The organism is Corynebacterium sp. HMSC08F01 (assembly GCF_001807545.1).
GTDB classification, from domain to species: Bacteria; Actinomycetota; Actinomycetes; order Mycobacteriales; family Mycobacteriaceae; genus Corynebacterium; species Corynebacterium coyleae.
Genome location: NZ_KV789323.1, coordinates 1 through 22,550 on the forward strand (window position 1 = coordinate 1; position 22,550 = coordinate 22,550).

The following is a 22,550-nucleotide window of genomic DNA, read 5'->3' on the forward strand; positions in this document are numbered from 1 at the left end:
GTAGGTTACCGCCGACCCAACAACTTCACACACAAACACCCAAAGTACAACACCCACGTTGCACTTTGGGTGTTTTCACGTATACCCACATGATTGTTGTCGCCGACAACAGCAACATTGGTGCCCACCCACCAGCCCGCAATACGGAGCGGGAACAGTGCGGGCGTCACTATGCCACTGCATAGTTGGCGTACACCCATTAGTCCGCAATGCGGAGCACGGAGTCGATGCCAGCGGCGGCGCTCTTGGAAAAGTAGCCCAGCCGATACAAGGAAATAGTTGGTGTCTACCCACTTGTCCGCAATGCGGAGCGAAGCGACTTCACGCCACCGAAGACTCGACTAGAGCCACCAGCACGCAGCAGTAAATGCAAAATGAAGCTTCACGGCCGCGGCGTTTTACACTCTGCCCAAGTCAGCGAAAGATATGACGTCGGGTTTTGCATACAGCACAGCCAGGAGAGGGACGTAACCGCAATGCGGAGAATGAATCCTTGATAGCCCATTACGGAGTCGAATGCTCGCCAAGTCCGCTCGGCTGAGGGGGATCAGCATAACTGTGTTGAGCATCCCTATAATGGCTTGGATACGAATTGGAGGGATTCCATGGCAGAGGCCGGCAACGGAGATAACCAGGGACGTCAACGTTCTTATGGTGGTGGCGGAGACCGTCGCGGTAGGAATAACCGCGGGCAGTCTCGTGGTCGTCGTGAATTTGGCGACGGAGAGCGCGGACGTCGCGAGGATCGCTACGGTGGAGCACGCGGCGACAATAAACGCGGCGGTCACGGTGGTGGCCGCGGCCGTGGCAAGCCCCACGGTAAGGGCGGCCACCCGGGCCACGGCGGGCAGGACAACCGTGTCCGCCACGATCGCTCGAACCCATATCGTGAGGGATACCGCGAGGAACGGATGGCGCAGAAGGAGCGCGAACCTGACTTGCCGTCGGGCCTGGATATTAACGACCTTGACCCGTCTGTGCTGCAGGACCTCAAGGTGCTTTCCAAGGACAATGCGGAACGCGTTGCACAGCACATGCTGATGGCTACTGATCTCCTGGAAGACGATCCGAAGCTCGCACTTGAGCACGCCCGCGCCGCGAAGAACCGTGCTGGTCGTGTCGGCGTTGTCCGTGAGACTGCTGGCGTAGTTGCATATCGCGCTGGTGAGTGGAAGGAAGCGCTTTCAGAACTTCGTGCGGCGCGGCGGATGTCTGGTGGCCCGGGGCTGCTAGCTGTGATGGCTGATGCGGAGCGTGGCTTGGGCCGACCTCAGAAGGCGCTTGAACTTGGTCGTAGCCCTGAAGCTAATGAATTGGACGAAGCGGGGAAGATCGAATTGGCGATTGTGCTTGCCGGCGCACGCCATGATCTCGGTCAGCACGATTCTGCACTTGCGACGCTGCAGCGCATGAATCCTTCTTTGGATTCGCAGGGATTTGAGCAAGTGCGTCTTTCCTACGCATATGCTGATGCCCTTCTTGCGACTGGCCAGCGTGGTGAGGCCAAGACGTGGTTTGAACACGCTGCGAAGATTGATACGGATGGTTTCACGGATGCGGCGGAGCGCGCCGCAGAATTGGACTAGACAATGGCGCTGAAGGATAACTACGACGCTCTCCTGCTTGACCTCGACGGCACTGTGTGGAATGGCGGAGTGGCGATTCCAAACGCTGTAGAGGCCATTACGGCGTCGGGGATTCCGGCTATGTATGTGACGAACAATGCGTCGCGTAGCGCAGCGGATGTGGCTGCGATGCTGGGCAAGATTGGCCTCGATACGAAGACCGAAGACGTGATCACTTCAGCACAGGCTGCGTTGTCGATGGCTGAGGCGCACCTCGTCCCCGGAGATCCTGTTCTTGTGGTTGGCGCGCCGTCGTTTAAGCAGCTTGTCGACGATGCGGGTTACGTCGTCGTCGATAGTGCAGATGCGAATCCGAAGGCGGTGCTGCACGGCCACAACCCGGAGACCGGTTGGGTGCAGTTGTCGGAAGCTGCGTTGGCAATTCAGCGGGGCGCAATCTATCTTGCGTCAAACCTGGATACGTCTTTGCCAATGGAGCGTGGGTTGATGATCGGCAATGGTTCGATGGTTGCTGCGGTGACATCGGCGACAGGTGTGACTCCGGAAAGCGCGGGCAAGCCGGGGCCGGCGATGTTCATTCAGGCTTCTGAACGCATGAATGCGAAGCGTCCGCTTGCCGTGGGAGACAGGCTAGATACTGATATTGCAGGTGGCGTTGCGGCGGGGATTCCGTCGCTGCACGTGCTTACCGGTGTTTCTGGCCCGTTGGCGCTTATGGAGGCGCCCAAGGAGCAGCGACCGAAGTTTATTGCGGAGGATATGCGCGGACTCAACGAGAACCCAGAGGTTTTGCTCCCGGGACCGCAGGGCGGTTTCGCTGCGCGAATCGACGGTAACGACATCATTTTGAGCTACGGCAAGGATGGTGCGACACCGATTCAGGCCTTGCGCACGGTTTTGGAGGTCGCGTGGCATATGGAGACTCCACCGGAGTTTGTGCGGCCCAACTCAGAGGCTGCTGAAGCTGCTACAGCTCAGTGGTGGTGACATGAAGCCACCCATGCCCAGGGATCCGCGGGCGCCGCATACAACGCCTGAGGAGGTCACGTCACAGTTTGAAGCGATTCTCGCGGAAGATACTGAATCGCTTGCCGATGAGGTTGACGCACTGACGCGCGCGCATGCGGTACTGGGGCATGCGTTGCAAGAAAGGAACAGCTAATGCCGCCCAAACGGAGGCGTTTGGATGCAGAGCTTGTGCGCCGCAAGATTGCACGTTCGCGCGAGCAGGCTCAAACGTGGATCAAGGAGGGCCGTGTCGAGGTCGGTGGGTTTGTGGCGTCGAAGCCTGCGACGGTGGTAGAGCCAGAGGCGTCGATACGCGTCAATGTCGAGGACATTGATGACTGGGCGTCTCGTGGCGCGCACAAGTTACTTGGAGCGTTGGAAGCCTTCGGGCCACGTGGCCTGAGCGTCGAAGGGCGTAGGGCGCTGGATGCTGGCGCGTCGACAGGTGGGTTTACAGATGTGTTGCTCAGAAACGGCGCACGTGAGGTTGTTGCCGTGGACGTTGGCTACGGTCAGCTCGTGTGGCGCTTGCAGAACGATCCGCGGGTGCGGGTGCTCGATCGGACGAATATCCGAAACCTGACGCCGGACATGATGGGTGGACTCGCGGACCTGATGGTCGGCGACCTGTCTTTCATCTCGTTGAAGCTGGTGTTGCCGGCACTGGTGGAATGTCTTGAGGATGGCGCTGACTTGTTGCCGATGGTCAAGCCTCAATTTGAGGTTGGCAAGGACCGTTTAGGCTCTGGTGGCGTTGTCCGTTCACAGGAGTTGCGCGAAGAAGTCACTGTTGATGTCGCCCAGTTCGCACAGGGGCTGGGGCTCAGCGTGCGTGGGGTGGCTGCGTCGCCTCTGCCAGGGCCGAGCGGTAACGTGGAGTACTTCCTGTGGCTTGTAAAGGATGGAGGCGAGGCAATGCTTGACGACGATTCCCTCGCCGCCGCAGTCCAAAAGGCCGTGAAGGAGGGGCCGCAATGACGGCTGAGCGTGAGATCTTGTTGGTTCCGCACTTGTTCCGCGAGTCGAATATCGCGTCCGCGGCGAGGGCTGCGGAGATGCTCCAGGAAGCCGGCATTACGGTGCGGTTGCTTGAACAGGCACAGATGGATGCGATTGAGACGCATCCGGTGCTCAGTGGGCTGACACGTGCCGCTGCTGACGACAATGCGGCGCTTGGCTGCGAGCTGGTGCTGGTGCTCGGCGGAGATGGAACATTTCTGCGCGCAGCAGAGCATGCCCGGGCGCAGGATATTCCGGTGTTGGGAGTCAACCTCGGACATGTCGGGTTCCTCGCAGAAGGTGACGCGGAGAGTCTTGAGGAGTCGGTGAGGCAGGTCGTCGATAAGACGTACCGCGTTGTCGACAGAATGACCATCGACGTGGCAGTCATCGACCAAGAGGGGCAGGTTGTTGGGACGGATTGGGCGCTGAATGAATGCAGCGTGGAGAATCTGGATCGTACACGGGTGCTTGATGCCACGTTGGAGGTTGATTTTCGGCCTGTGTCGTCGTTTGGCTGCGATGGCGTACTGGTGGCCACACCGACCGGATCCACAGCCTATGCGTTTTCTGCTGGCGGTCCGGTGATGTGGCCAGAACTCGATGCGTTGCTGGTGGTGCCGAATAACGCACATGCGTTGTTTGCAAAGCCACTTGTTGTCTCGCCGCGCTCGACGGTTGCTGTGGAGTCAGAACACACGACGTCGAGTGCCATGGCGGTAATGGATGGGTTCCGTCGCATCCCGGTGCCTCCTGGTTCGAGGGTTGAAGTAAGTAGGGGGTCGCGTCCGGTGCGGTGGGTACGCTTGGACGACAAACCGTTCACCGACAGGCTGGTGGATAAGTTCCGGCTGCCGGTATCCGGCTGGCGCGGCCCGCGGACGGGTCGTGGTGTACGCGGCGTTGATGCGTAAGGAGGCAGAGTGCTCGCAGAGATCGCGATTTCGAACTTGGGCGTGATCCGTCATGCCTCGGCGGAGCTTGCTCCTGGGTTGACGGTGCTCACCGGTGAAACCGGTGCAGGTAAGACCATGGTTGTAACTGGCTTGCGGCTGCTGACAGGAGGCCGCGCTGATGCCTCCCGAGTTCGAACCGGGGCGCAGGAAGCTGTGGTGGAAGGCGCGCTCAGCATCGCAGATCTGCCGGAATCGACATTGTCCGCCGTGCATGCGATTGCAGAGGGCGCTGGTGCAGGGCCTGATGAAAACGGCGAATACGTCGTCTCACGTGCTGTGAAAGCGACGGGGCGATCGAGCGCTCACCTAGGAGGCCGAAAGGTTCCGGCCGCGACACTGGGTGATCTTGCTGGGCATCTGCTCACGATTCATGGCCAGAACGACCAGTTGAGGCTTCTCGCGCCGGAACAGCAGCTGGCGGCGTTGGACCGGTTCGAACCGGCGATCGCTCAGAAGCTCTCCTCCTATCGCGATGTTTATGTCCAGTGGCGCGAGGCATCGAAAGATCTGAAGGACCGCACCGAGAAACGCCTTGAGTTGGCACAGGAGATGGACCGGCTGCGGTTTGCAATCGAGGAAATCGACGCAGTTGCACCCGTAGACGGCGAAGATGCCGATCTCGTTGCAACCATTAACCGTCTTCAGGATGTTGATGCGCTGCGTGAGGCCGCCCAGACCGCGCTGGTGGCAATTGATGGTGCTGAAGCCGTCGGCGGCTACAGCGCAGAGGCGGAAGAAGCTGCATCAGACCTTGTTGGCAGGGCGCAGGCGGCGTTGGTAGGAGCTAGTGACGAGGAGTTACGGGAGCTTGGTGTGCGCCTCGGGGAGGTCGCCGGTGTGCTTGCGGATGTGTCTGCGGAACTCGGTAGTTTCACCGCAGATCTTCCGACCGACCCGGATGAGCTAGAGCGCCTTCTGCAGCGCCAACAGGAACTCAAGGGGCTCACACGAAAATATGCTCCGGACATCGCGGGTGTGTTGGCGTGGCGAGAGAAGGCCGGGAAACGGCTGAGCAAGATTGATACGTCAGAAGAAGCTATCGACGAGCTGAAGCGCCGCGTTGCTGATCTTGAAGCCGAACTAAAAAAGCGAGCGGCAGCGTTGACCAAGGCACGCAACAAGGCTGCCAAAAACCTCGGGGAGGCGGTGACGGAAGAGCTTCACGGGCTTGCCATGCCGAAGGCGCAGCTGCGCGTCGAGCTGGCGGAGGCCAAGTTTGGCCGCGATGGTGCGGACGCTGTGGAGATCACGCTCGCACCGAACAGCGCGTTGGAGCCAAAGCCGTTGGCCACGAGCGCATCTGGTGGTGAGCTCTCACGAGTCATGCTGGCACTTGAGGTGATCCTTTCGGAGTCGTCGGCGGGCGGCACGCTGGTCTTTGATGAGGTGGACGCTGGTGTCGGTGGACGTGCTGCGGTGGAGATTGGGCGCCGTTTGGCGAGGTTGGCGTTGAGGCATCAGGTCATCGTCGTTACGCACTTGCCCCAGGTTGCGGCGTATGCGAACACGCACCTGCATGTGTCAAAGGACGTGAGCGACGAGGCGGTGACGTCGGGTGTGGGCAATCTGACTGACGAGCAGCGGATTGAGGAGCTCGCGCGCATGATGGCGGGCCTTGATGATTCGGATACAGGGCGTGCCCACGCGGCAGAATTGTTCAAGCGTGCGCAGCGCGAAGTGGAGGAAATGCGGGCGTAGCCCGCGCGCCTCCACAGTTCTGGCAGGTCAACGTTGCACAATGGTCGCTATGACTGTTGGAACTGGGGAAGCGCCCGCGCAGGAATTGCGCGGTACGCTGCGCGACTGCACACCGCAAGGCAAAGGCCTTGCTCGCCTGCATGAGGGCGATATTGCGATTGTGGATGCGCCGGACATGCAGCGTCGTTTAGCAGAGCAGCTCATTGCCCGCCGTCCTGCTGCGGTGATCAATCTTGCGCCGTACAGCACTGGATCCTTACCGACGTTCGGTCCGCATTTGCTTCTCGACGCCAACGTTCCGATCTTCGAAGTGGCCGACGCCGCTGTTCGCGAGAAGATCCGCGACGGCAAGAAGGTCACGGTCACGCCAGAGGGGACGATCACCGTCGGAAGGAAAGACGTCGGTGTTGCACAGCGTGTCACACGTGAGCAGGTGGACAACTCCTTCGCTGAGGCACAGCAAGGTCTCGTGGAGAACATGGAAGCCTATTTCGGCAACACCATTGAGTTCATCCACTCGGAAGCGCCGTTGCTTATCGACGGTGTCGGCGCACCCGAACTTGGCGACGCAATGGCGGACCGCAAGGTCGTTGTTGTCTGTCCAGGAGATGACACGCGGCGCCGTCTGGCAGGCATCCGTAACTTTATGCGGGAGTACACCCCGGTCATCATTGGTGTGGGAAGCGCCGCGAACACGCTGGCAGAGATGGGTTATGCCGCGGACTTCATTGTCGGTGACCCCGCGGATGTCGCGTCGGAGAACTTGCGTTCTGAAGCACGGGTGATTCTGCCGGCTGACCCAGACGGTTACGCGCCCGGCTTGGAGCGTATCCAAGACTTGGGTGTGGGTGCGATGACGTTCCCAACAGCGACTGATTCGCCGACAGACCTCGCGATCTTGCTTGCTGCGTTCCATGATGCGGAGACGATTGTCACCGTAGGCGAGCCGGTGGAGTTGGACGGGATGCTCACGGACCCGGCGAATGCCGATCCGGCTGCGTTGCTTGCTCGCTTGAAGGCCGGCCGCAAGGTTGTTGATTCTACGGTTATTGAGAATCTTTACGCAGTCGAATCCACCAGCGGTGTCGCATGGGCCTGGGCGTTACTCGGCCTGCTGGTCGCTGCTGCCGCCGTCATTCTCGTCGTTGGGCTTGGCGGAAATGGGACGTTCGCCGACAACCTGGTCAATACCTGGGACACAGTTGCCAACACGGTGCGCGGCTGGATTCCGGCAGGGGAAGGGGAGTAAACCGTGGGAAAGCAAAAAGGGACGGGTGGGCTTGTCACTGCTGGTCTGTGTTGGGGGTTAGCTCTCGGCGTGGTGTTGGGGGCCTCGGTACTCGCGCCGGCTATTCCTGGCGGCCCGGATCTGTTCAATGGTGCGTTTCTCAGCGACATCGACCGGAACGCGAATGGTGATGGAGCCGAGGAACCGACAAAGGAAAGCAGCGAAGCGCAGCAGCGGCTTGATGCTGCCGATGCTCTTCTGGGCAGTGAGTCGGTGTCCATCGTCTCTGGAGCGCTCAAAGAGGTGCCGGTCGCTATCGTGCGTACGCATACGGCCGCCGATATCGATGTTGATTCCGTGCGGTGGCTGCTCAACGCGGCGGGCGCTTCCGATGCTGGTGAGTTGAAACTGACAGAGAAGTTTACGTCGCAAAACTCTGCCGACGAGTTGTCCACGGTGATTGCGTCGACGTTGCCGTCCGGTGCGCAGTTGAGCGTGGAGAACCGTTCACCGGGCACCCATGCGGGTGAGTCGTTGGCGTCGATTATGTTGATCGACCCTGAGACGAAGGAAGCGCCAGCACAGGCTTCGGATCGCAAAATCGTAATTGACACGCTGCAACAATCCGGTTTCGTCGAGACGAAAGGTGAGATCGTGCCCGCGGAGGCTGTCGTGATTGTGGATGGCGCCTCCGGTGACGCCGGCGGAGACTTCGGTGCGAAGCTGGTGCAGGACCTTGCGGAAGCACTTGGCCATGCAGGCAAAACCGTGCTGACTAGTCAAGACATCGCGCCAAAGGAACTGCGCGGCGTGACAACGGTAGGCAACGTGAGCTACGAGTCCGGCAGGATTTCTTCAGTGCTGGCGGTGGCAGAGTGAGCCACGAATTTACCGTCGAGTCCTCCGAGGTACTGATCGACGCCCCAATCATCGCTGTGCGCCGCGACAGTGTGGTCATGCCGGGTGGCAAGCCAGTTAACCGTGAGATCGTCGAGCATTTCGGCGCAGTGGCAGTAGTTGCACTTGACGACGACGGGCGCATCGCGCTCGTCGAGCAGTACCGGCACAGCGTAGGCAAGCGGCTGCTTGAACTGCCTGCGGGGCTTCTGGACATGTACGAAGAAGACGAGTTGGTATGCGCGAAGCGCGAACTGGTTGAGGAAGCCGGTCTCGAGGCTGAGCAGTGGGGCGTGCTGGTGGATTTGGTGACGTCTCCGGGGTTTGCGGAAGAGGCGGTGCGGGTATTTGTCGCAAAGCAACTGCGCGAGGTGGAACGCCCGGACGCCGAGGACGAAGAAGCCGACATGGACTTTCGGTGGGTGCCACTGAGCGAGGCCGCACAAATGGTGCTTCGAGGCGAGATTGTGAACTCAATCGCCGTGGGCGGCATTTTGGCTGCTTGCCGCGTCGCAGAGGGTAAAGCGCAGTCACGTGATGTGTCGGAGCCATTCGAGTTGCGCCCGCAATCGCTGCCGAAGCGGCGAGCCGAGCGTGGCATCGTGCCGGATATGAAGCGCATCTAGATGGCGGTAAAAGCCGACGAACTAGCTGCGCGCTGGTTGCAGCATCTCGCTGTTGAGCGGGGAGTCTCCCCTCACACGTTGAGTAACTACACCCGCGACGTCAACCGGTACACACGATGGTTGGCAGCCGCTGGGAAAAGCGACTTGGCAACAGTCAGTGCCACCGATGTAGAGGCGTACGTTGCTGACTTGCGCCGCGGGGTGGACGGCGCACGCCCCCTCGCGGCATCTTCGGCTGCGCGTGCGCTGACTGTCGCCCGAGGCTTGCACCGCTTTGGCGTAGAAGAAGGCGTATTGCCGGCAGATACCGCTGCCGAAGTTTCCCCACCGTCAGCTGGCGAGAAGCTACCCGACACTTTGAGCATTGGGGAGGTGGCGACGCTTCTCGATGCCTGCCCGACCGAACAGCCCCTCGGCCTACGCGACAAGGCGCTGTTGGAAACGCTATACGCCACAGGTGCGCGAGTTTCTGAGGTGCTTGATCTGAGCGTCGATGATGCGACAGCCGCAATAGATACTGAAGGCATTCTGACCGTGACTGGCAAGGGAAGTAAGCAGCGCCTCGTCCCGCTCGGCCGGCATGCACAAGATGCGATCGAGGCGTACCTCGTGCGAGGCAGACCCGTATTCGCCACCGGGAAGTCACACGCGTTGTTCTTGAATAGGCGCGGTGGAGCCTTAACTCGCCAGAGCGCCTGGACTGTAATCAAGCAGGCTGCGGAGCGTGCGGGGATAGACAAAGAGATCTCCCCGCACACACTGCGGCACTCGTTTGCCACGCATCTGCTGGAAGGTGGCGCAGATGTGCGCTCCGTGCAGGAATTGTTGGGGCACGCTTCAGTGACGACTACGCAGATTTACACACATGTCACAGCAGATAGCCTGCGCGAGGTTTGGCGTAGTTCGCATCCACGTGCGTAAGCTTTTGCGCTTATGAGTGAGTACACATTTGCACGAGCACGTCGCGCAACACTTGCGGTGCCGGCAGCCCTGCTGCTTGCCGTGGGGCTTGGCGGAGGTGTGGGAGCACACCCTGCCTCGGCGCAGATCCCGGGCGGGTTAAGCCCGGATGCAGTGGCGAACATGATTCCCTCGGAGATCACCGTGCCTGCGGGGCAGACGACGACGGTTGATGTGGGCGTGCCGGTGGATGTGAATTACTCCGCAGGCGGCTGGGTGGTCACATCCAATGGCACGTCGGTGTCGGTGACCGCTCCAGCGGAAGAGGGCGCGACCGCAGCAGTGCCTGCGAGCGCCGGCGGTTACACGGCGACAGTTAACCTCGTCGCTGTGGGCGGCGGACAGGCAACTGATGCAGACGAAATTGCGGGCGGTGGCGCTGGAGAAAACACCGAGCACCACGGTGGTGGAGGCCACGCCGAAGACAACGGTGGCGGTGGCGCAAACGGCGGTGGCGACGCAAACGGTGAAGCCTCGAACGGCGGATCCGGTGCGGGTGCAGGCAGTGGCAGCGGCGCCGTCAATCGCCCTGAGCGTAAGCCAGCGGAAAAGGCGGACACCGCGGATGCGAAGCGGCTCGATTTCGAGGGAGAGATTCACGGCAACGAGATCGTCGTCAAAGTGCCCCTGAGTAAGGCGCGCGATTTGATGAAGTATGCCAACTACGACTCGTCGAATGCGAAGCTGCGTTACCTCGATGTCAACGGCAACATCATCGAAGGGGTCAAGCGTGACGTGAACGTCGCAGGGCGCACGTTGACGCTGACGTACCCGGAAGGCGAGACGCCTGACAACCCGTTCATTATGGAGGTCGTGGAGAACGGCGCGGCGACGTTTGTCGCGGTGATTACGTCGACGAATGCTCCGGTTGAGCAGGCTGCCGAAACGGATGAAGAAAACCCGTATGCGGGAGCAGACAACAAAGGTCAAGGCGATAGCGTTGACTCGGGTTCGTCGGTAGGTGATCTTGTCCCGCTCATCATTGGTGGTGGTGCGCTTATCGCGGCACTTGCGCTGCTGATTATCTTCCTTCGGAAGCGAAGCCGTGGGCAGGTCTAATCACAGCGTTGTAAGATGACTGCAGTCAAGGGTTTAGACGTGATCGAGGGAAGGATCGGCCATGGCGGACGAGGCGCTGTTTGACGCGGCTGACCAGAAGACGTTTTTGACGGGTCGGCCGTGGCGTGAGTTTGCCAAGCCGAAGGAGCTTGAGCGGCACGGTCCCGCAACCATCATCTCGATGGTGAACCAAAAGGGCGGCGTGGGTAAGACCACGTCCACTATCAATCTCGGTGCATGCTTGGCAGAGCAAGGGCGCAAGGTGCTACTGGTAGACCTCGACCCGCAGGGTGCACTCTCCGCTGGCCTTGGTGTGTCCTATGAGGAGGATCAGGTCACGGTCTACGACTTGCTGTTTGACAACACTGCCAGCATTCACGCGGCGATCAAGCGCTCAAACGTGTCCGGGCTTGATCTGGTACCCGCGAATATTGACCTGTCTGCGGCTGAGATTCAGCTGGTCAACGAAGTCGGCCGCGAGCACACGCTTGCTCGTGCGCTGCGCCCCGTGCGCGGGGAGTACGACTTCATCATCCTGGACTGTGGCCCGTCGCTCGGTTTGCTCACTGTGAATGCGTTGGCGTGCTCGCAGGGCGTGATCATCCCCATGGAGTGTGAGTACTTCTCGCTCCGAGGTCTCGCGCTGCTCACCGATACCGTGGAAAAGGTGCGCGACCGCATCAACTTCGACCTGGACATCGTGGGCATCCTTGTCACTATGTTTGATCGTCGCACGACCCACGCCCGTGAGGTCATGGATCGTGTAGTTGAGGTGTTCGGCGACCGCGTCTTCGACACCGTGATTACCCGTACCGTGCGTTTCCCGGAGACATCGGTCGCGGGTGAGCCGATTATTACGTGGGCTCCCAACTCGCAAGGTGCGGAACAGTACCGCAATCTGGCCCTTGAGGTGTTGGAGCGCACTAGCTAGTGGCCCAGGCACCTGAGCAGTACCCCCAGCCGGAGATCACGGGCTTTACCCTCGCGCTGAATAACTTCGAGGGGCCGTTTGATCTGCTGCTCAGCTTGATTCAGGCGAAGAAACTCGACGTGACCGAGGTTGCGCTCGCCGAGGTGACCGACGAGTTCATTGCGTATACCCGTGCGTTGGGGCAGACGGAGTCGCTTGACGAGGTCACTGAGTTCCTCGTGGTCGCGGCCACCTTGTTGGACATGAAGACTGCGCGGCTGTTGCCACGTGGTGATCATGACCTGGAGGAAGACTACGACCTTCTGGAGGCCCGGGACCTCCTGTTCGCACGTCTTCTGCAGTACCGCGCATATCAGCAGGTTGCTGACCAGTTTGCTACGTGGCAAGCATCTGCTAATCGACGACACCCGCGTGCCGTATCCATGGAGCCCCGGTTCGTGGACCTTTTGCCTCCGGTGGAACTCGGCCATACAGCGGCGAGTTTCGCGGAACTTGCGGCCAGTGTTTTCCGGCCTAAGCCGCCGGAGGAAGTACGCACTGACCACCTGCACGCCGTTGCTGTGTCCGTGCCTGAGCAGGCGGGCAAGATCCTGGATACACTCAAGCTCGCCGGCTCAGGTACCTGGATGACGTTCGCCGCACTGACACGCGATTGCACGAGGTCCATGGAGGTGGTCGGCCGGTTCCTCGCCCTGCTGGAGTTGTACAAGGCCCGAGCGGTGGAAACAGAGCAGCCCGAAGCGCTTGGCCAACTTGACGTGTCCTGGACCGGGCTTGAGGTCGATCCGGCGGTCGTTGCGGCGTCGAACTGGAACTAGGCGCCGATTCAGTACCGGCAGCTACACTTCGGCGGTATGGAAGACATGCCGATGGTTGCGCAGTTGCGTTCGCGGATTGAGTCGGTGCTGTTGGTCGTCGATACGCCGGTGTCTGTGGAGGACCTCGCGGGTGCGCTCGGAGCAACGACTGCGGAAGTGTCGGATCACCTTCGCGCGTGGTCGCGAGAACTCGACACCCGTGGCAGTGGCATTGATTTGCGTGAGACCGCAGAAGGCTGGCGGCTGTATACCCGGCCCGAAAATGCCGATGCGGTCGAGGCGTTCTTGCTCGACGGCACGCAGAAGAAACTCTCGCGCGCGGCAATGGAGACGCTCGCAGTGGTTGCTTACCGCCAGCCGGTGACGCGCTCGCAGGTTGCCGGAGTGCGCGGGGTCAATGTTGATGGCGTCATGCGCACCCTTGCGCTGCGCGGCTTGATTGCGGAGGTTGATCCTGAGCAAGAATCTGGCGCACACCGCTATGTGACGACGGAGCTGTTCCTCGAACTTCTGGGCATTGACTCGCTTGAGCGCCTTCCTGACCTTGCGCCACTGCTTCCGGACATCGATGCAATCGAAGATGCCTGGTAGGATCGGCCCAAAAACCGCATACGACTGAAAAGGAATTGAGGAAACATGACTCCTCCCGCTCGCCGAGACGGCACACCGGACAAGCCCGAGAAGGACGAAACGTTCTACATCTCGTACGCGAAGCCGGCAAAGAAGCAGAATGTCCGTTTGGACAAGCGACGCGCAAATGCCGCGAAGAATGAGCCCCACCCGCTGGATGACAACTGGTGGGACGACAACCCGCAGGATAAGACCCGCAAAACTGAGGGGATCCGCCTGCAGAAGGTGTTGGCGCAGGCAGGTGTGGCGTCTCGTCGTCACGCAGAGGCCATGATCGACCAGGGCCGCATTGAGGTCAACGGCAAGATCGTCAACGTGCAAGGCATGCGTGTTAACCCGAACGTGGACATCATTCGCGTGGACGGGGAGCGCATCAACGTCAACGAGGAGCACGAATACTTCGTGTTTAACAAGCCGCGTGGCGTGCACTCGACGATGAAGGATGAGCTTGACCGCACCTCGGTCGGCTCCTACCTTTCGGAGCGCACCGCCGCGGGTCAGCGTCTGTTCCACGTGGGACGCCTCGACGCCAACACGGAGGGCCTGTTGCTGTTGACCAACGACGGTGAACTGGCGAATCGTCTGATGCACCCGAAGTACGAGGTGTCGAAGACCTACATGGCCACTGTCCTGGGTGAGGCGAACAATGCGCTGGTCAAGCAGCTCAAGGAGGGCATTGAGCTTGACGACGGCCCCGCGAAGGCCGACTACGCCCAGATCGTGGATGTCCACAATGGGCAGTCGATCATCCGAGTGGAGCTCCACGAAGGCCGTAAGCACATTGTGCGCCGCATGCTGAAGGAAGCTGGCTTCCCGGTGCAACGACTGGTTCGCACCAAGTTCCACACGGTCCAGCTCGGCGAGATGAAGCCAGGCATGATGCGTGCGCTCAATTCCTCCGAGCTTGCGTCGCTGTACAAGGCGGTGGGGATGTAATGGCAGACCAGAAGATTTCCAACTTGGCTGACGGCGGGCTGATTCTCGCAGTGGACGGCCCGTCCGGCACCGGTAAATCTACGATGTGTCGCGCGTTAGCGAAGAAGCTCGACGCGAAGTATGTGGATACGGGTGCGATGTACCGCGTTGCCACCCTGGCCGTCTTGCGCGCTGGTGTCGACCCGGTTGATACGGATGCGGTGATCGAGGCGACCGCTGATCTGCCGCTTGAGGTATCCGACGATCCGGATTCCACCGCAGTGTTGTTTGCAGGTGAGGATGTTGCCCGCGAGATCCGAGGACCGGAAGTCACCCAGCACGTTTCTGCGGTCTCTGCGATCCCGCAGGTCCGCGTGAACCTTGTGGAACTGCAGCGCAAGTTGGCCCGCGAGGCCGGCCGCGCGATCGTGGAGGGCCGCGATATCGGCACTGTCGTGTTGCCGGATGCTCCGGCAAAGGTCTACATGACGGCAAGCGCTGAAGTACGTGCGAAGCGTCGCTTCGATCAGGATGTAGCCGCTGGCCGTGACGTGGACTTTGATGCAGTGTTGGCGGATGTGAAGCGGCGCGACGAGGCGGACTCGTCACGCAAGACCAGCCCGCTGCGTCCCGCTGACGACGCCGAGATCGTGGATACGTCTGAAATGACCCCGGATGAGGTGCTCGCTGCGCTGACTGCCGTGGTGGAAAGGAGCGCACGATGAGCGACAAGAAGAACATTGAAGACGGTCTCGAGCCGGAGACTCAATTCATCCAACCCGGCATCGATGCCTCTGGCTACGACGACCTTGAAGCCTATGAGGTCGATGCGGACGACGCTGAGTACTACGACGACCTCGAGGACTTCGATGAGTCGGAGTTCAGCGAGGCCGACTTCGGCGACGATACCGATGCTGGCGACGAGACCGACGACTACACCGACGAAGAATGGGCCGAAATCGAAGCCGAATACGGCATCATCCGCCCGGACGTGGTAAAGGAAGCGTTGCCGACGGTGTCTATCGTGGGCCGCCCGAATGTGGGTAAGTCTTCGCTGGTAAACCGGTTCTTGGGTCGTCGTGAAGCAGTTGTGGAGGACCATCCCGGCGTGACCCGCGACCGTGTGAGCTACATGGCGGAGTGGAACGGACGTCGTTTCTGGGTGCAGGACACCGGTGGCTGGGACCCGGACGCAAAGGGCATCCACGCCTCGATCGCGCGCCAGTCCGAGGCAGCCATGGAGACCTCGGACGTCATCGTCATGGTTGTCGACGCAAAGACCACCGTGACCGAGACAGACATGGTGATGGCCCGCAACCTGCAGCGCGCTGAGGTGCCTGTCATCCTCGTTGCAAACAAGTTTGAGTCCGACAGTCAGTGGGGCGAGGTCGCCGAGTTCTATTCGCTGGGTCTTGGCGACCCGTGGCCGGTCTCTGCGCTGCACGGCCGCGGCGGTGCCGACGTGCTCGATGAGATCCTGCGCAACTTCCCCGAGGTTCCGCGTGCTGCCGCGTCGGTCACTCAGGGCCCGCGACGTGTTGCACTTGTGGGCCGCCCGAACGTGGGCAAGTCCAGCCTGCTGAACAAGCTGACCAAGTCCAATCGCTCTGTCGTGGACAACGTCGCCGGCACCACCGTCGACCCGGTCGACGAGTTGGTGCAGTTGGACGAGGACCTTTGGACGTTCATCGATACCGCCGGCCTGCGGAAGAAAGTTAAGAACGCCCAGGGCCACGAGTACTACGCATCACTGCGCACTCGCGGCACGATCGAGGCCGCTGAAGTGTGTGTGGTGCTCATCGACGCCTCCCAGGAGATCTCCGAGCAGGACCAGCGCGTGATCTCGATGGTGCTCGAAGCCGGTAAGGCCATGGTGATCTGCTTTAACAAGTGGGATCTGATGGACGAGGATCGTCGTTACGAGTTCGACCGCGAATTCGACCTGACCATGGGCCAGTTGAAGTGGGTAACCAAGCTCAACATTTCCGCGGACACCGGTCGTGGTCTGCACCGCCTGGAGCCAGCGATGAAGGAAGCGCTGGAGAACTGGGACAAGCGCATCTCTACCGGCCAGCTCAACAACTGGCTGCGTGAGGCGATTGCCGCGAACCCGCCTCCGATGAAGAACAACCGTCTGCCCAAGCTGCTCTTTGCCACCATGGCGACGACGCGCCCGCCGACAATCATTCTGTTCACCACGGGCTTCCTCGATGGCGGTTACCGCCGCTACCTTGAGCGCAAGTTCCGCGAGCAGTTCGGCTACCACGGCACTCCGGTGCGCATCGCGGTGCGTGTGCGTGAGCGTCGCGGAAAGAAGTAGGCAGGACTATGGACTCGACGGTCTATTCCGCGCCCTCAGATCCGAAGGGGCCGTTGCCCCTGATTGTTGCGCTGCACGGTCGTGGCGATAATGGGCGGAACTTCCTCGGCGGTACCGGCCTCGTGCAGGCCAACGCAGTGGTCGTTGCGCCGACGGGTGCCGGTCTGGCGTGGGCTCCTGCGCCGTATGCGCTGAACACGATTGAGCAGGACAAGGCGCGTATCGACGACATCATCGCCCAAACCAGCGAACACTTCGACATCGACCCCGAACGCATTTATGCTGTCGGTTTCTCCAATGGTGGCGGTCTCGCGGTCTACTTGTCGACGCTCAGCGATACCTTCGCGGGTGTTGCCTCTGTGTCTGCGGCTGTGCGCTGCACCGAGGCGCAGATCGAGGCAGCCGAGCCGGTGGACTACCTCAACATCCACGGCACCCACGACGACGTAGTGCCATATAACGGCGAGGTCCGGCCGGGATACGGCAGCCCCGCTGAGGACGGCATTCTCGGCGCTCCCGAAGTGGTTGCCGCGTTTGAGCGTCGCAATGGCGACAAGGCTCGTACCCTGCACCACCGAGTGGAGGGCATGGGCCACGAGTGGCCTACCGGACCGTGGGCTGCGCATCGTGGCATCGACGTGACCGAGGAGATCTTCGACTTCTTCGGGATTGAGAAGCGGACCGATTTGTTTTAGCAGCCCGCTCTATCGCCGGTACACAAACGCGTCCGTGCGGTAGGGCAGCGGGATGATCTGTCCCTCATCGAACCCGAGGCGCTCGTAGAGGTACCACGTCAGATTCGCCTCCATCTTTGCTCGGGTGCGCTTGGAGGCTTTCAGCCAGTACGAGCGTGTTGCCATGAGCTCGAAGCAATGCTCGACCGGGATCTGGTCCACCCACTCGGTGCGAACCTCGCGCTCGAGTTGCCACGGGGCGTGCACGGTGGGGTAGAAGCCTTCGCGCTGCACATCACCCGAGTGCATGATGCGGCTGAGCCGCAGCACCCAAGGGTGATGTACCGCGAGCGTATTCCAACACAAAACGAGAGATCCGCCATCGCGAATGACGCGGTCTGCCTCAGCACTGGCCTCTGCCGGGTCTACCCAGTGCCAGGTCTGTGCGCACGCGATCGCATCGACGGCATTGTCCGCGAGCCCCGTCGCTTCCGCCGTCGCCCGCCACACAGGCACCTCCGGCAACTGGTGATGGAGTACGCGTGTCATGTCGGGGGAGGGGTCGCAGGCGTAGACGGTGCGGTGGTCGTCGATAAGCAACTGCGTTAATTTCCCAGTGCCGGCGCCGACGTCGCACACGACATCGGCGCCGTCGAACAACTCGGCAACCTCACGAGGATACGACGGACGCGCGTCGTGGTAGCGATCCGCATCGCGCACAAACGCACTCGCCGCGGTGTGTTGGTGAGCGCGGTCACGAAAGGTCGGCTGCGACTTCTTGCTCGGACCTGGCTGTGTTCCGCTTATTGGCATGATGCACTAATCTACCTGTCGTGTTTTATCCGGAGCAGCAGACGTAATGGGCAAAGTTTCAACCGTCACCGCGGCGGCGTTGTCCACAGTCCTGCTCGTACTCACCGGCTGCTCCGGAGGGGACGGAAGCGTCAAGGAACCCGGGGTAACAACCAAAGCACTGCCCGCTGCGGACGACGTGCGCGAGGTCGAACCATGGGGGCCACCAGGCAGCGAACATCGCAACATCACCGCAGGTGGGTTGAAGCGCGACTACATCGTCTCTACCCCTGCGGGAGCGCGTCAGCGTGACCGTCTGCCAGTGATCTTCGTGTTCCACGGCTATAAGGAAGACGCCGAAAAGATCCGGAAAAACTCCGGGCTCGATGCCGCAGACGCCATTGTGGCGTACCTCGACGGCAAAGATTCTGCCTGGGCGCCTGCACCGTACGCCTCGACTTCTGGGCAACAAGACCTTGCGTTTGTGGACGCCGTCCTCGCCGCGCTCGAAGGCGAATTTTCGGTCGACCACTCCCGTATTTTTGCGGCGGGGTTCTCAAACGGTGGGGGCTTCGCCGCGTTTGTGGGTTGCCAACGACCACAGGCATTCACAGGCATTGCCACGGTTGCAGGCGCCTATTATCAACGCGTTTCTGCAGGCTGTTCCCAGATACCGATGATGCACGTCGATTTCCACAGCACGGGCGACAATGTCATTGCCTACAACGGCGGGCAACGCCACGCCACGGCATACAACTCGGTGGAGGAAATGCTTCACGAGTCCGCGTCGCGCAACCACTGCGACGCCCGCCACGAAGACATTGAGGTAGCCCCTGGCGTTATCCGCGAGGCGTGGACAGGTTGCGACGCCGAACTTGCCCACTACCGCATCGAAAATGGCCCCCACGTGTGGCCAGGCGGCGCCGGCGACTCATCTGGGACGGTGCCGAAAGGCTTCGCCACCGACGCCATGCTGAAGTTCTTCCGGCTCGGCCGGGCGACGCAGCAGTAGCGCACTGCTTGACGACGAGCACCCGAACAGGCGCGGTTACGCACTTTTCAGTGCCACGCGTTGGGCAATTCCGGCACACTGGAACGCATGATTTATAGCTTCGAGGGCAAAACCCCCAAGATTCATCCATCGGCGTACATCTCTGATGAGGCGACGATTATCGGCGATGTTGAGATAGGCGAGGACGCCAACATCTGGCCCGGCGTGGTCATCCGTGGCGATGTGGGCGCAATCCGTATCGGTGCACGTGTGAACGTGCAAGACGGCTCAGTCCTGCATGTGGATACGGATGGGGAGACAGTGCTCGAAGAGGACGTGACAATCGGCCACCTTGCGATGATCCACGGTTGCCACATCGAGCCAGGCTGCCTGATCGGGATGAATGCAACGGTGCTGTCACGCTCGCGCATCGGCAAGGGCAGCATCATCGCCGGCGGGGCAGTGGTACTGGAGGGGCAGCAGTTGCCGGAGTTCTCTCTTGCAGCAGGTGTGCCGGCAAAGGTCAAGCGCGCACTCGAGTCGGACACCTTTGAGGCGCGGTTGAGGCACGCGGCGTATTACGTGGAGCTGGGCCGGCGGGCAGCGACAGGTCTCATGGCGGTGGACCGGGCGTCGCTTGCGTAAAACTTCACACTAGAACTGCTGTGAAAGTCACATAAACAGGAGTAGCGTGACGGGCATGACATTCAATAACGTAACAGTACTTGGTGCAGGTGTCCTGGGCGCGCAGATCGCTTTTTGCTCTGCGTTCGCGGGCAAGAAGGTAGTGTCCTACGACATTAACGAGGAGGCACTCGCGGCCGGCAAACAGCGTTTCGACGCCATCGGTGAGCAAATGAAGGTGGAGCTCGAGTCCGCTAACGACGAAACCATCGCGGCGGCGCACGAAAACCTCACCCAGACCTCGGACCTTAAGGAAGCGCTAGCGAACGCGGACCTGGTCATCGAGGCGATCCCGGAGAACCTCGAGCTCAAGCGCAAGGTGTGGGCCGAAGTGGGGCAGTACGCCCCGGCGACCACCGTCTTTGCCACCAACACGTCGACGCTCATGCCGAGCAAGTTCGCGGACGCGACGGGTGCGCCGGAGCGCTTCTTGGCACTGCACTTTGCCAACCACATCTGGATTCAGAACACCGCCGAGATCATGCCTCACGAGGGCACTGACCCGAAGTATGTGGACCAACTCGTGGAGTTTGCGGAGCAGATCAACATGGTACCGGTCCCGCTCAAGCGCGAGCAGCCCGGCTACGTGCTGAACACCCTGCTGGTGCCGCTGCTCAGTGCCGGCATGTACCTGCTGCACCACGACATCGCTGACCCCGTCGACATCGACCGCGACTGGTGTAACTCCACCGGCTCCCCGCGCGGGCCGATTGAGATCATGGACCTCGTCGGCGTGCGCACCTTGGTCGCCGTGATCGAGTCCAACGAGAACGCCCCGCAGTGGCAGAAGGATTTCGTTGAGACGACACTGAAGCCGATGGTCGCAGAAGGTAGGACCGGCCTGGAAGCTGGGCAGGGCTTCTACACCTACGACGCGAACGGCAAGATCGTGTCTTAACCTACAGTCGCAAATACCCCTGGGGCCTAGCGTTTATCGCCGCAGCCCCAGGGGTGTTTTGTCGGACTGACAGGATTTGAACCTGCGACCCCCACACCCCCAGTGTGGTGCGCTACCAAACTGCGCCACAGCCCGATCCGTTACCGTTTGCATTGCTGCAATTGTGGCAACTTGTCGCATATTACAGCACTGTCATGCTGCCCCAAAACTGGCTGGTCACCGAACTACGCCGTCGACGTAAACCCAGGCGCCGTCGCGCCGTTCGAAAGTGGAGCGCTCCCGAAGGGAACCGCCGGGGTAGTGGGCTTCAAAGACCACGACACCATCGGTGTCGAAGGGGCCGCCACCTTCGGTTTCCAGGACGATCAGGCGGGTAAACGGCTCGCCTTCAGGATTCACGTCGAGGCCGGCGGGCAACTTTTCCGGTGCCCAGGTGCGGGCGATGTAGTCACCGTCGCCGATGACGAACGCGGTGTAGCGCGACCGCATGAGGGTCTCAGCGGTGGGGGCTTTCGCAGTACCGGAGATGTATCGGCCACAGCAGGCTTCATATGGCATGCCAAGCCCGCATCGGCAAAGCCCTCGTACTTCGGACCACAGGCCTTCGGTGTCAGCAGCGCCCCCAGAGCCTTGAACGTCAGCCATTACTTGCCCAGCCGTTCTGCGCGGTGGAGTTGGTTCTGGCGGCGGCGACGCTCCAGCGAAGCGGTCTCGGCGGTGGTTTCGATGGCGCCCTTGTGCACGTAGCCGTCGACAGTGGACGCGGCACCGGCGGCGCGCAGGGTTTCTACCTGGTCATCGGTCAGGTCGCCGTAGAGGGTGATCAGGCGGGTGAAGGTGCCGTCGCCGTTGTGGTTGACTTCCACGCGGACGTCGTCAAGCGACATGCCCTTGGCTGCCTCGCGCACTGCCTGGGAGCAGGACACGGCGAGCGCGGACATGTACAGGCCTGTGGAGGTGACACCCTGGCCCTTGCCTCCGGTGTTCTTCGAGCGGTCCGTGGTGATGGCGCGGTTAGAGGTGCGCACCACGTCGCCGTACTTCGTGCCGCGGGCAGAGTAGGACACCGCGTTGTCGTCGGTGGTCTTCGCTGGCACAAACAGTGGCTGGAGGTATTGCACGGCCCAGGACCCGATGATGTCTGCAGCGCGTTGTGCAGTGCCTTCGCGGGTGAGTAGGTGGTCTGCCTTGTCCAGCGTCATAAGCGACTTGGGGTAGCGGGCCTTGGTGAAAATATTCTGCGCGTTGTCGATACCGACGGTGACGTCGATAGGCGAGTGCACGATGAGCAACGGCTTGCGCAACTTCGGCAGGTATTCCTCTGGGTTGGTCTCTGCGAGGTCTTCGAGGAATTCGCGCGAGATGATCAGTTCGCGCCCGCCGAGGGTGACAGGGACGGAGCCGTGCATGTCGGCGTCGCCGATGGAATGTGCGTAGTGCAGCACCGAGTGGGCGGGGTCGAACGGCGCGCCCACAGTGGCCACCGCCTTGAGCATCTTCTTCAGCTCAGGGCGGGTTGCTGCCTTCAGCGCAGCCGCGCCGCCGAGGGAGTGGCCCATCAGCAGCTGCGGGGCCTTGTAGTTCTCCTCCAGCCACTGCGCTGCGGCGACGATGTCGTCGACGTTCTGCGAAAACGACGTGTCTTTGAATTCGCCTTCAGACTGGCCGAGGCCCGGAAAGTCGAACCGAAGCGTGGCAATGCCGTGCTCGGTCAGGCGCTTGGAAATGCGCGATGCGCCCGGCGTGTGGCGGGACCCGGCGAAGCAGTGCGCGAAGATCGCGTATGCCTGGGCCGGCCCGTCCGGTCGGTCGATGGTGCCTGCCATCATTTTCCCCGTTGACGAGGGGACTTTCACGTTCATAGACAGCATGGTTTGGCT

Annotated in this window: 23 protein-coding genes and 1 tRNA gene; 20 read left to right on the forward strand and 4 right to left on the reverse strand. The window is 61.1% G+C overall.

Annotated elements, in window-relative coordinates; translation table 11 throughout:
• Positions 1-605 precede the first annotated feature (605 nt).
• From HMPREF3171_RS09385 to HMPREF3171_RS09465, 17 genes are all read left to right on the forward strand, one after another.
• Positions 606-1,586 carry a hypothetical protein gene (locus HMPREF3171_RS09385; RefSeq protein WP_083292055.1) on the forward strand — a complete coding sequence of 327 codons (981 nt, stop codon included), beginning with the start codon at positions 606-608 and terminating at the stop codon, positions 1,584-1,586.
• Positions 1,587-1,589: 3 nt separating this feature from the next.
• Positions 1,590-2,573, forward strand: coding sequence for an HAD-IIA family hydrolase (locus HMPREF3171_RS09390; RefSeq protein WP_070484750.1), 984 nt, complete (start codon positions 1,590-1,592; stop codon positions 2,571-2,573).
• Between the two features lie 174 nt (positions 2,574-2,747).
• A complete protein-coding gene (locus HMPREF3171_RS09395) occupies positions 2,748-3,572 on the forward strand; it encodes a TlyA family RNA methyltransferase (RefSeq protein WP_070423228.1) in 825 nt (274 codons plus the stop codon).
• Positions 3,569-4,507, forward strand: a complete 939-nt coding sequence (locus HMPREF3171_RS09400; protein ID WP_070484752.1) for an NAD kinase — start codon at positions 3,569-3,571, stop codon at positions 4,505-4,507. Before HMPREF3171_RS09395 ends, HMPREF3171_RS09400 begins: the two co-directional genes overlap by 4 nt.
• Before the next feature lie 9 nt (positions 4,508-4,516).
• The gene (recN, locus tag HMPREF3171_RS09405; protein ID WP_070484758.1) at positions 4,517-6,247 is read left to right on the forward strand and encodes a DNA repair protein RecN; all 1,731 of its coding nucleotides are present in this window, start codon (positions 4,517-4,519) and stop codon (positions 6,245-6,247) included.
• A gap of 40 nt (positions 6,248-6,287) precedes the next feature.
• A complete protein-coding gene (gene steA, locus HMPREF3171_RS09410; protein ID WP_141743397.1) occupies positions 6,288-7,496 on the forward strand; it encodes a putative cytokinetic ring protein SteA in 1,209 nt (402 codons plus the stop codon).
• Positions 7,497-7,499: 3 nt separating this feature from the next.
• On the forward strand, positions 7,500-8,354 hold the full coding sequence (locus HMPREF3171_RS09415; RefSeq protein WP_083279531.1) for a copper transporter: 855 nt from the start codon (positions 7,500-7,502) through the stop codon (positions 8,352-8,354).
• The gene (locus HMPREF3171_RS09420) at positions 8,351-8,998 is read left to right on the forward strand and encodes an NUDIX domain-containing protein (protein ID WP_070484760.1); all 648 of its coding nucleotides are present in this window, start codon (positions 8,351-8,353) and stop codon (positions 8,996-8,998) included. The genes HMPREF3171_RS09415 and HMPREF3171_RS09420 overlap by 4 nt, the downstream gene beginning before the upstream one ends.
• Positions 8,999-9,919, forward strand: a complete 921-nt coding sequence (xerD, locus tag HMPREF3171_RS09425) for a site-specific tyrosine recombinase XerD (RefSeq protein WP_070423223.1) — start codon at positions 8,999-9,001, stop codon at positions 9,917-9,919.
• A gap of 12 nt (positions 9,920-9,931) precedes the next feature.
• Complete coding sequence (locus HMPREF3171_RS09430) at positions 9,932-11,017, forward strand: hypothetical protein (RefSeq protein ID WP_246815362.1); 1,086 nt, start codon at positions 9,932-9,934, stop codon at positions 11,015-11,017.
• A 61-nt stretch (positions 11,018-11,078) separates the two neighbouring features.
• Positions 11,079-11,948: a ParA family protein gene (locus HMPREF3171_RS09435; protein WP_070423222.1), complete on the forward strand. Its 870-nt coding sequence runs from the start codon at positions 11,079-11,081 to the stop codon at positions 11,946-11,948.
• Complete coding sequence (locus tag HMPREF3171_RS09440; protein WP_070423221.1) at positions 11,948-12,766, forward strand: segregation and condensation protein A; 819 nt, start codon at positions 11,948-11,950, stop codon at positions 12,764-12,766. The genes HMPREF3171_RS09435 and HMPREF3171_RS09440 overlap by 1 nt, the downstream gene beginning before the upstream one ends.
• Positions 12,767-12,802: 36 nt before the next feature.
• Positions 12,803-13,357: an SMC-Scp complex subunit ScpB gene (gene scpB / locus HMPREF3171_RS09445; protein ID WP_070423220.1), complete on the forward strand. Its 555-nt coding sequence runs from the start codon at positions 12,803-12,805 to the stop codon at positions 13,355-13,357.
• A 45-nt stretch (positions 13,358-13,402) separates the two neighbouring features.
• Complete coding sequence (locus HMPREF3171_RS09450; protein WP_070423219.1) at positions 13,403-14,332, forward strand: pseudouridine synthase; 930 nt, start codon at positions 13,403-13,405, stop codon at positions 14,330-14,332.
• A complete protein-coding gene (cmk, locus tag HMPREF3171_RS09455; RefSeq protein WP_070484761.1) occupies positions 14,332-15,036 on the forward strand; it encodes a (d)CMP kinase in 705 nt (234 codons plus the stop codon). Before HMPREF3171_RS09450 ends, cmk begins: the two co-directional genes overlap by 1 nt.
• A complete protein-coding gene (gene der / locus HMPREF3171_RS09460) occupies positions 15,033-16,631 on the forward strand; it encodes a ribosome biogenesis GTPase Der (RefSeq protein ID WP_070484762.1) in 1,599 nt (532 codons plus the stop codon). Before cmk ends, der begins: the two co-directional genes overlap by 4 nt.
• Before the next feature lie 8 nt (positions 16,632-16,639).
• The gene (locus HMPREF3171_RS09465; protein WP_070484763.1) at positions 16,640-17,326 is read left to right on the forward strand and encodes a CE1 family esterase; all 687 of its coding nucleotides are present in this window, start codon (positions 16,640-16,642) and stop codon (positions 17,324-17,326) included.
• Between the two features lie 9 nt (positions 17,327-17,335).
• Here the strand turns inward: HMPREF3171_RS09465 and HMPREF3171_RS09470 are convergent, their stop codons facing one another.
• On the reverse strand, positions 17,336-18,118 hold the full coding sequence (locus tag HMPREF3171_RS09470) for a class I SAM-dependent methyltransferase (protein ID WP_070484764.1): 783 nt from the start codon (positions 18,116-18,118) through the stop codon (positions 17,336-17,338).
• Between the two features lie 46 nt (positions 18,119-18,164).
• Between HMPREF3171_RS09470 and HMPREF3171_RS09475 the strand changes: the two genes are divergently transcribed.
• The 3 genes from HMPREF3171_RS09475 to HMPREF3171_RS09485 all read left to right on the forward strand — a co-directional run bounded on the left by HMPREF3171_RS09475 (position 18,165) and on the right by HMPREF3171_RS09485 (position 20,670).
• Entirely contained in the window at positions 18,165-19,109 is a 945-nt protein-coding gene (locus tag HMPREF3171_RS09475; protein WP_083292056.1) for a CE1 family esterase, read from the forward strand.
• Positions 19,110-19,196: 87 nt separating this feature from the next.
• On the forward strand, positions 19,197-19,733 hold the full coding sequence (locus tag HMPREF3171_RS09480) for a gamma carbonic anhydrase family protein (RefSeq protein ID WP_070451558.1): 537 nt from the start codon (positions 19,197-19,199) through the stop codon (positions 19,731-19,733).
• A gap of 46 nt (positions 19,734-19,779) precedes the next feature.
• Entirely contained in the window at positions 19,780-20,670 is an 891-nt protein-coding gene (locus HMPREF3171_RS09485) for a 3-hydroxyacyl-CoA dehydrogenase (protein ID WP_342027963.1), read from the forward strand.
• A 61-nt stretch (positions 20,671-20,731) separates the two neighbouring features.
• Here the strand turns inward: HMPREF3171_RS09485 and HMPREF3171_RS09490 are convergent.
• The 3 genes from HMPREF3171_RS09490 to HMPREF3171_RS09500 form a co-directional block, all read right to left on the reverse strand.
• Positions 20,732-20,805: transfer RNA gene (locus HMPREF3171_RS09490), tRNA-Pro, on the reverse strand.
• 81 nt (positions 20,806-20,886) lie between these two features.
• The gene (locus HMPREF3171_RS09495) at positions 20,887-21,228 is read right to left on the reverse strand and encodes a YchJ family protein (RefSeq protein WP_070451554.1); all 342 of its coding nucleotides are present in this window, start codon (positions 21,226-21,228) and stop codon (positions 20,887-20,889) included.
• Positions 21,229-21,314: 86 nt separating this feature from the next.
• On the reverse strand, positions 21,315-22,541 hold the full coding sequence (locus HMPREF3171_RS09500) for a bifunctional alpha/beta hydrolase/OsmC family protein (RefSeq protein WP_083292057.1): 1,227 nt from the start codon (positions 22,539-22,541) through the stop codon (positions 21,315-21,317).
• Positions 22,542-22,550 lie beyond the last annotated feature (9 nt).

Coding starts and splice junctions, on each gene's coding strand:
- HMPREF3171_RS09500 (WP_083292057.1), bottom strand. CDS start 22,541: ATGCTGTCTATGAACGTGAAAGTCCCCTCGTCAACGGGGAAAATGATG.
- HMPREF3171_RS09390 (WP_070484750.1), top strand. CDS start 1,590: ATGGCGCTGAAGGATAACTACGACGCTCTCCTGCTTGACCTCGACGGC.
- cmk (WP_070484761.1), top strand. CDS start 14,332: ATGGCAGACCAGAAGATTTCCAACTTGGCTGACGGCGGGCTGATTCTC.
- HMPREF3171_RS09475 (WP_083292056.1), top strand. CDS start 18,165: ATGGGCAAAGTTTCAACCGTCACCGCGGCGGCGTTGTCCACAGTCCTG.
- HMPREF3171_RS09470 (WP_070484764.1), bottom strand. CDS start 18,118: ATGCCAATAAGCGGAACACAGCCAGGTCCGAGCAAGAAGTCGCAGCCG.
- HMPREF3171_RS09480 (WP_070451558.1), top strand. CDS start 19,197: ATGATTTATAGCTTCGAGGGCAAAACCCCCAAGATTCATCCATCGGCG.
- HMPREF3171_RS09385 (WP_083292055.1), top strand. CDS start 606: ATGGCAGAGGCCGGCAACGGAGATAACCAGGGACGTCAACGTTCTTAT.
- scpB (WP_070423220.1), top strand. CDS start 12,803: ATGGAAGACATGCCGATGGTTGCGCAGTTGCGTTCGCGGATTGAGTCG.
- HMPREF3171_RS09400 (WP_070484752.1), top strand. CDS start 3,569: ATGACGGCTGAGCGTGAGATCTTGTTGGTTCCGCACTTGTTCCGCGAG.
- HMPREF3171_RS09450 (WP_070423219.1), top strand. CDS start 13,403: ATGACTCCTCCCGCTCGCCGAGACGGCACACCGGACAAGCCCGAGAAG.
- HMPREF3171_RS09435 (WP_070423222.1), top strand. CDS start 11,079: ATGGCGGACGAGGCGCTGTTTGACGCGGCTGACCAGAAGACGTTTTTG.
- steA (WP_141743397.1), top strand. CDS start 6,288: ATGGTCGCTATGACTGTTGGAACTGGGGAAGCGCCCGCGCAGGAATTG.
- HMPREF3171_RS09395 (WP_070423228.1), top strand. CDS start 2,748: ATGCCGCCCAAACGGAGGCGTTTGGATGCAGAGCTTGTGCGCCGCAAG.
- HMPREF3171_RS09465 (WP_070484763.1), top strand. CDS start 16,640: ATGGACTCGACGGTCTATTCCGCGCCCTCAGATCCGAAGGGGCCGTTG.
- xerD (WP_070423223.1), top strand. CDS start 8,999: ATGGCGGTAAAAGCCGACGAACTAGCTGCGCGCTGGTTGCAGCATCTC.
- der (WP_070484762.1), top strand. CDS start 15,033: ATGAGCGACAAGAAGAACATTGAAGACGGTCTCGAGCCGGAGACTCAA.
- HMPREF3171_RS09430 (WP_246815362.1), top strand. CDS start 9,932: ATGAGTGAGTACACATTTGCACGAGCACGTCGCGCAACACTTGCGGTG.
- HMPREF3171_RS09495 (WP_070451554.1), bottom strand. CDS start 21,228: ATGCCATATGAAGCCTGCTGTGGCCGATACATCTCCGGTACTGCGAAA.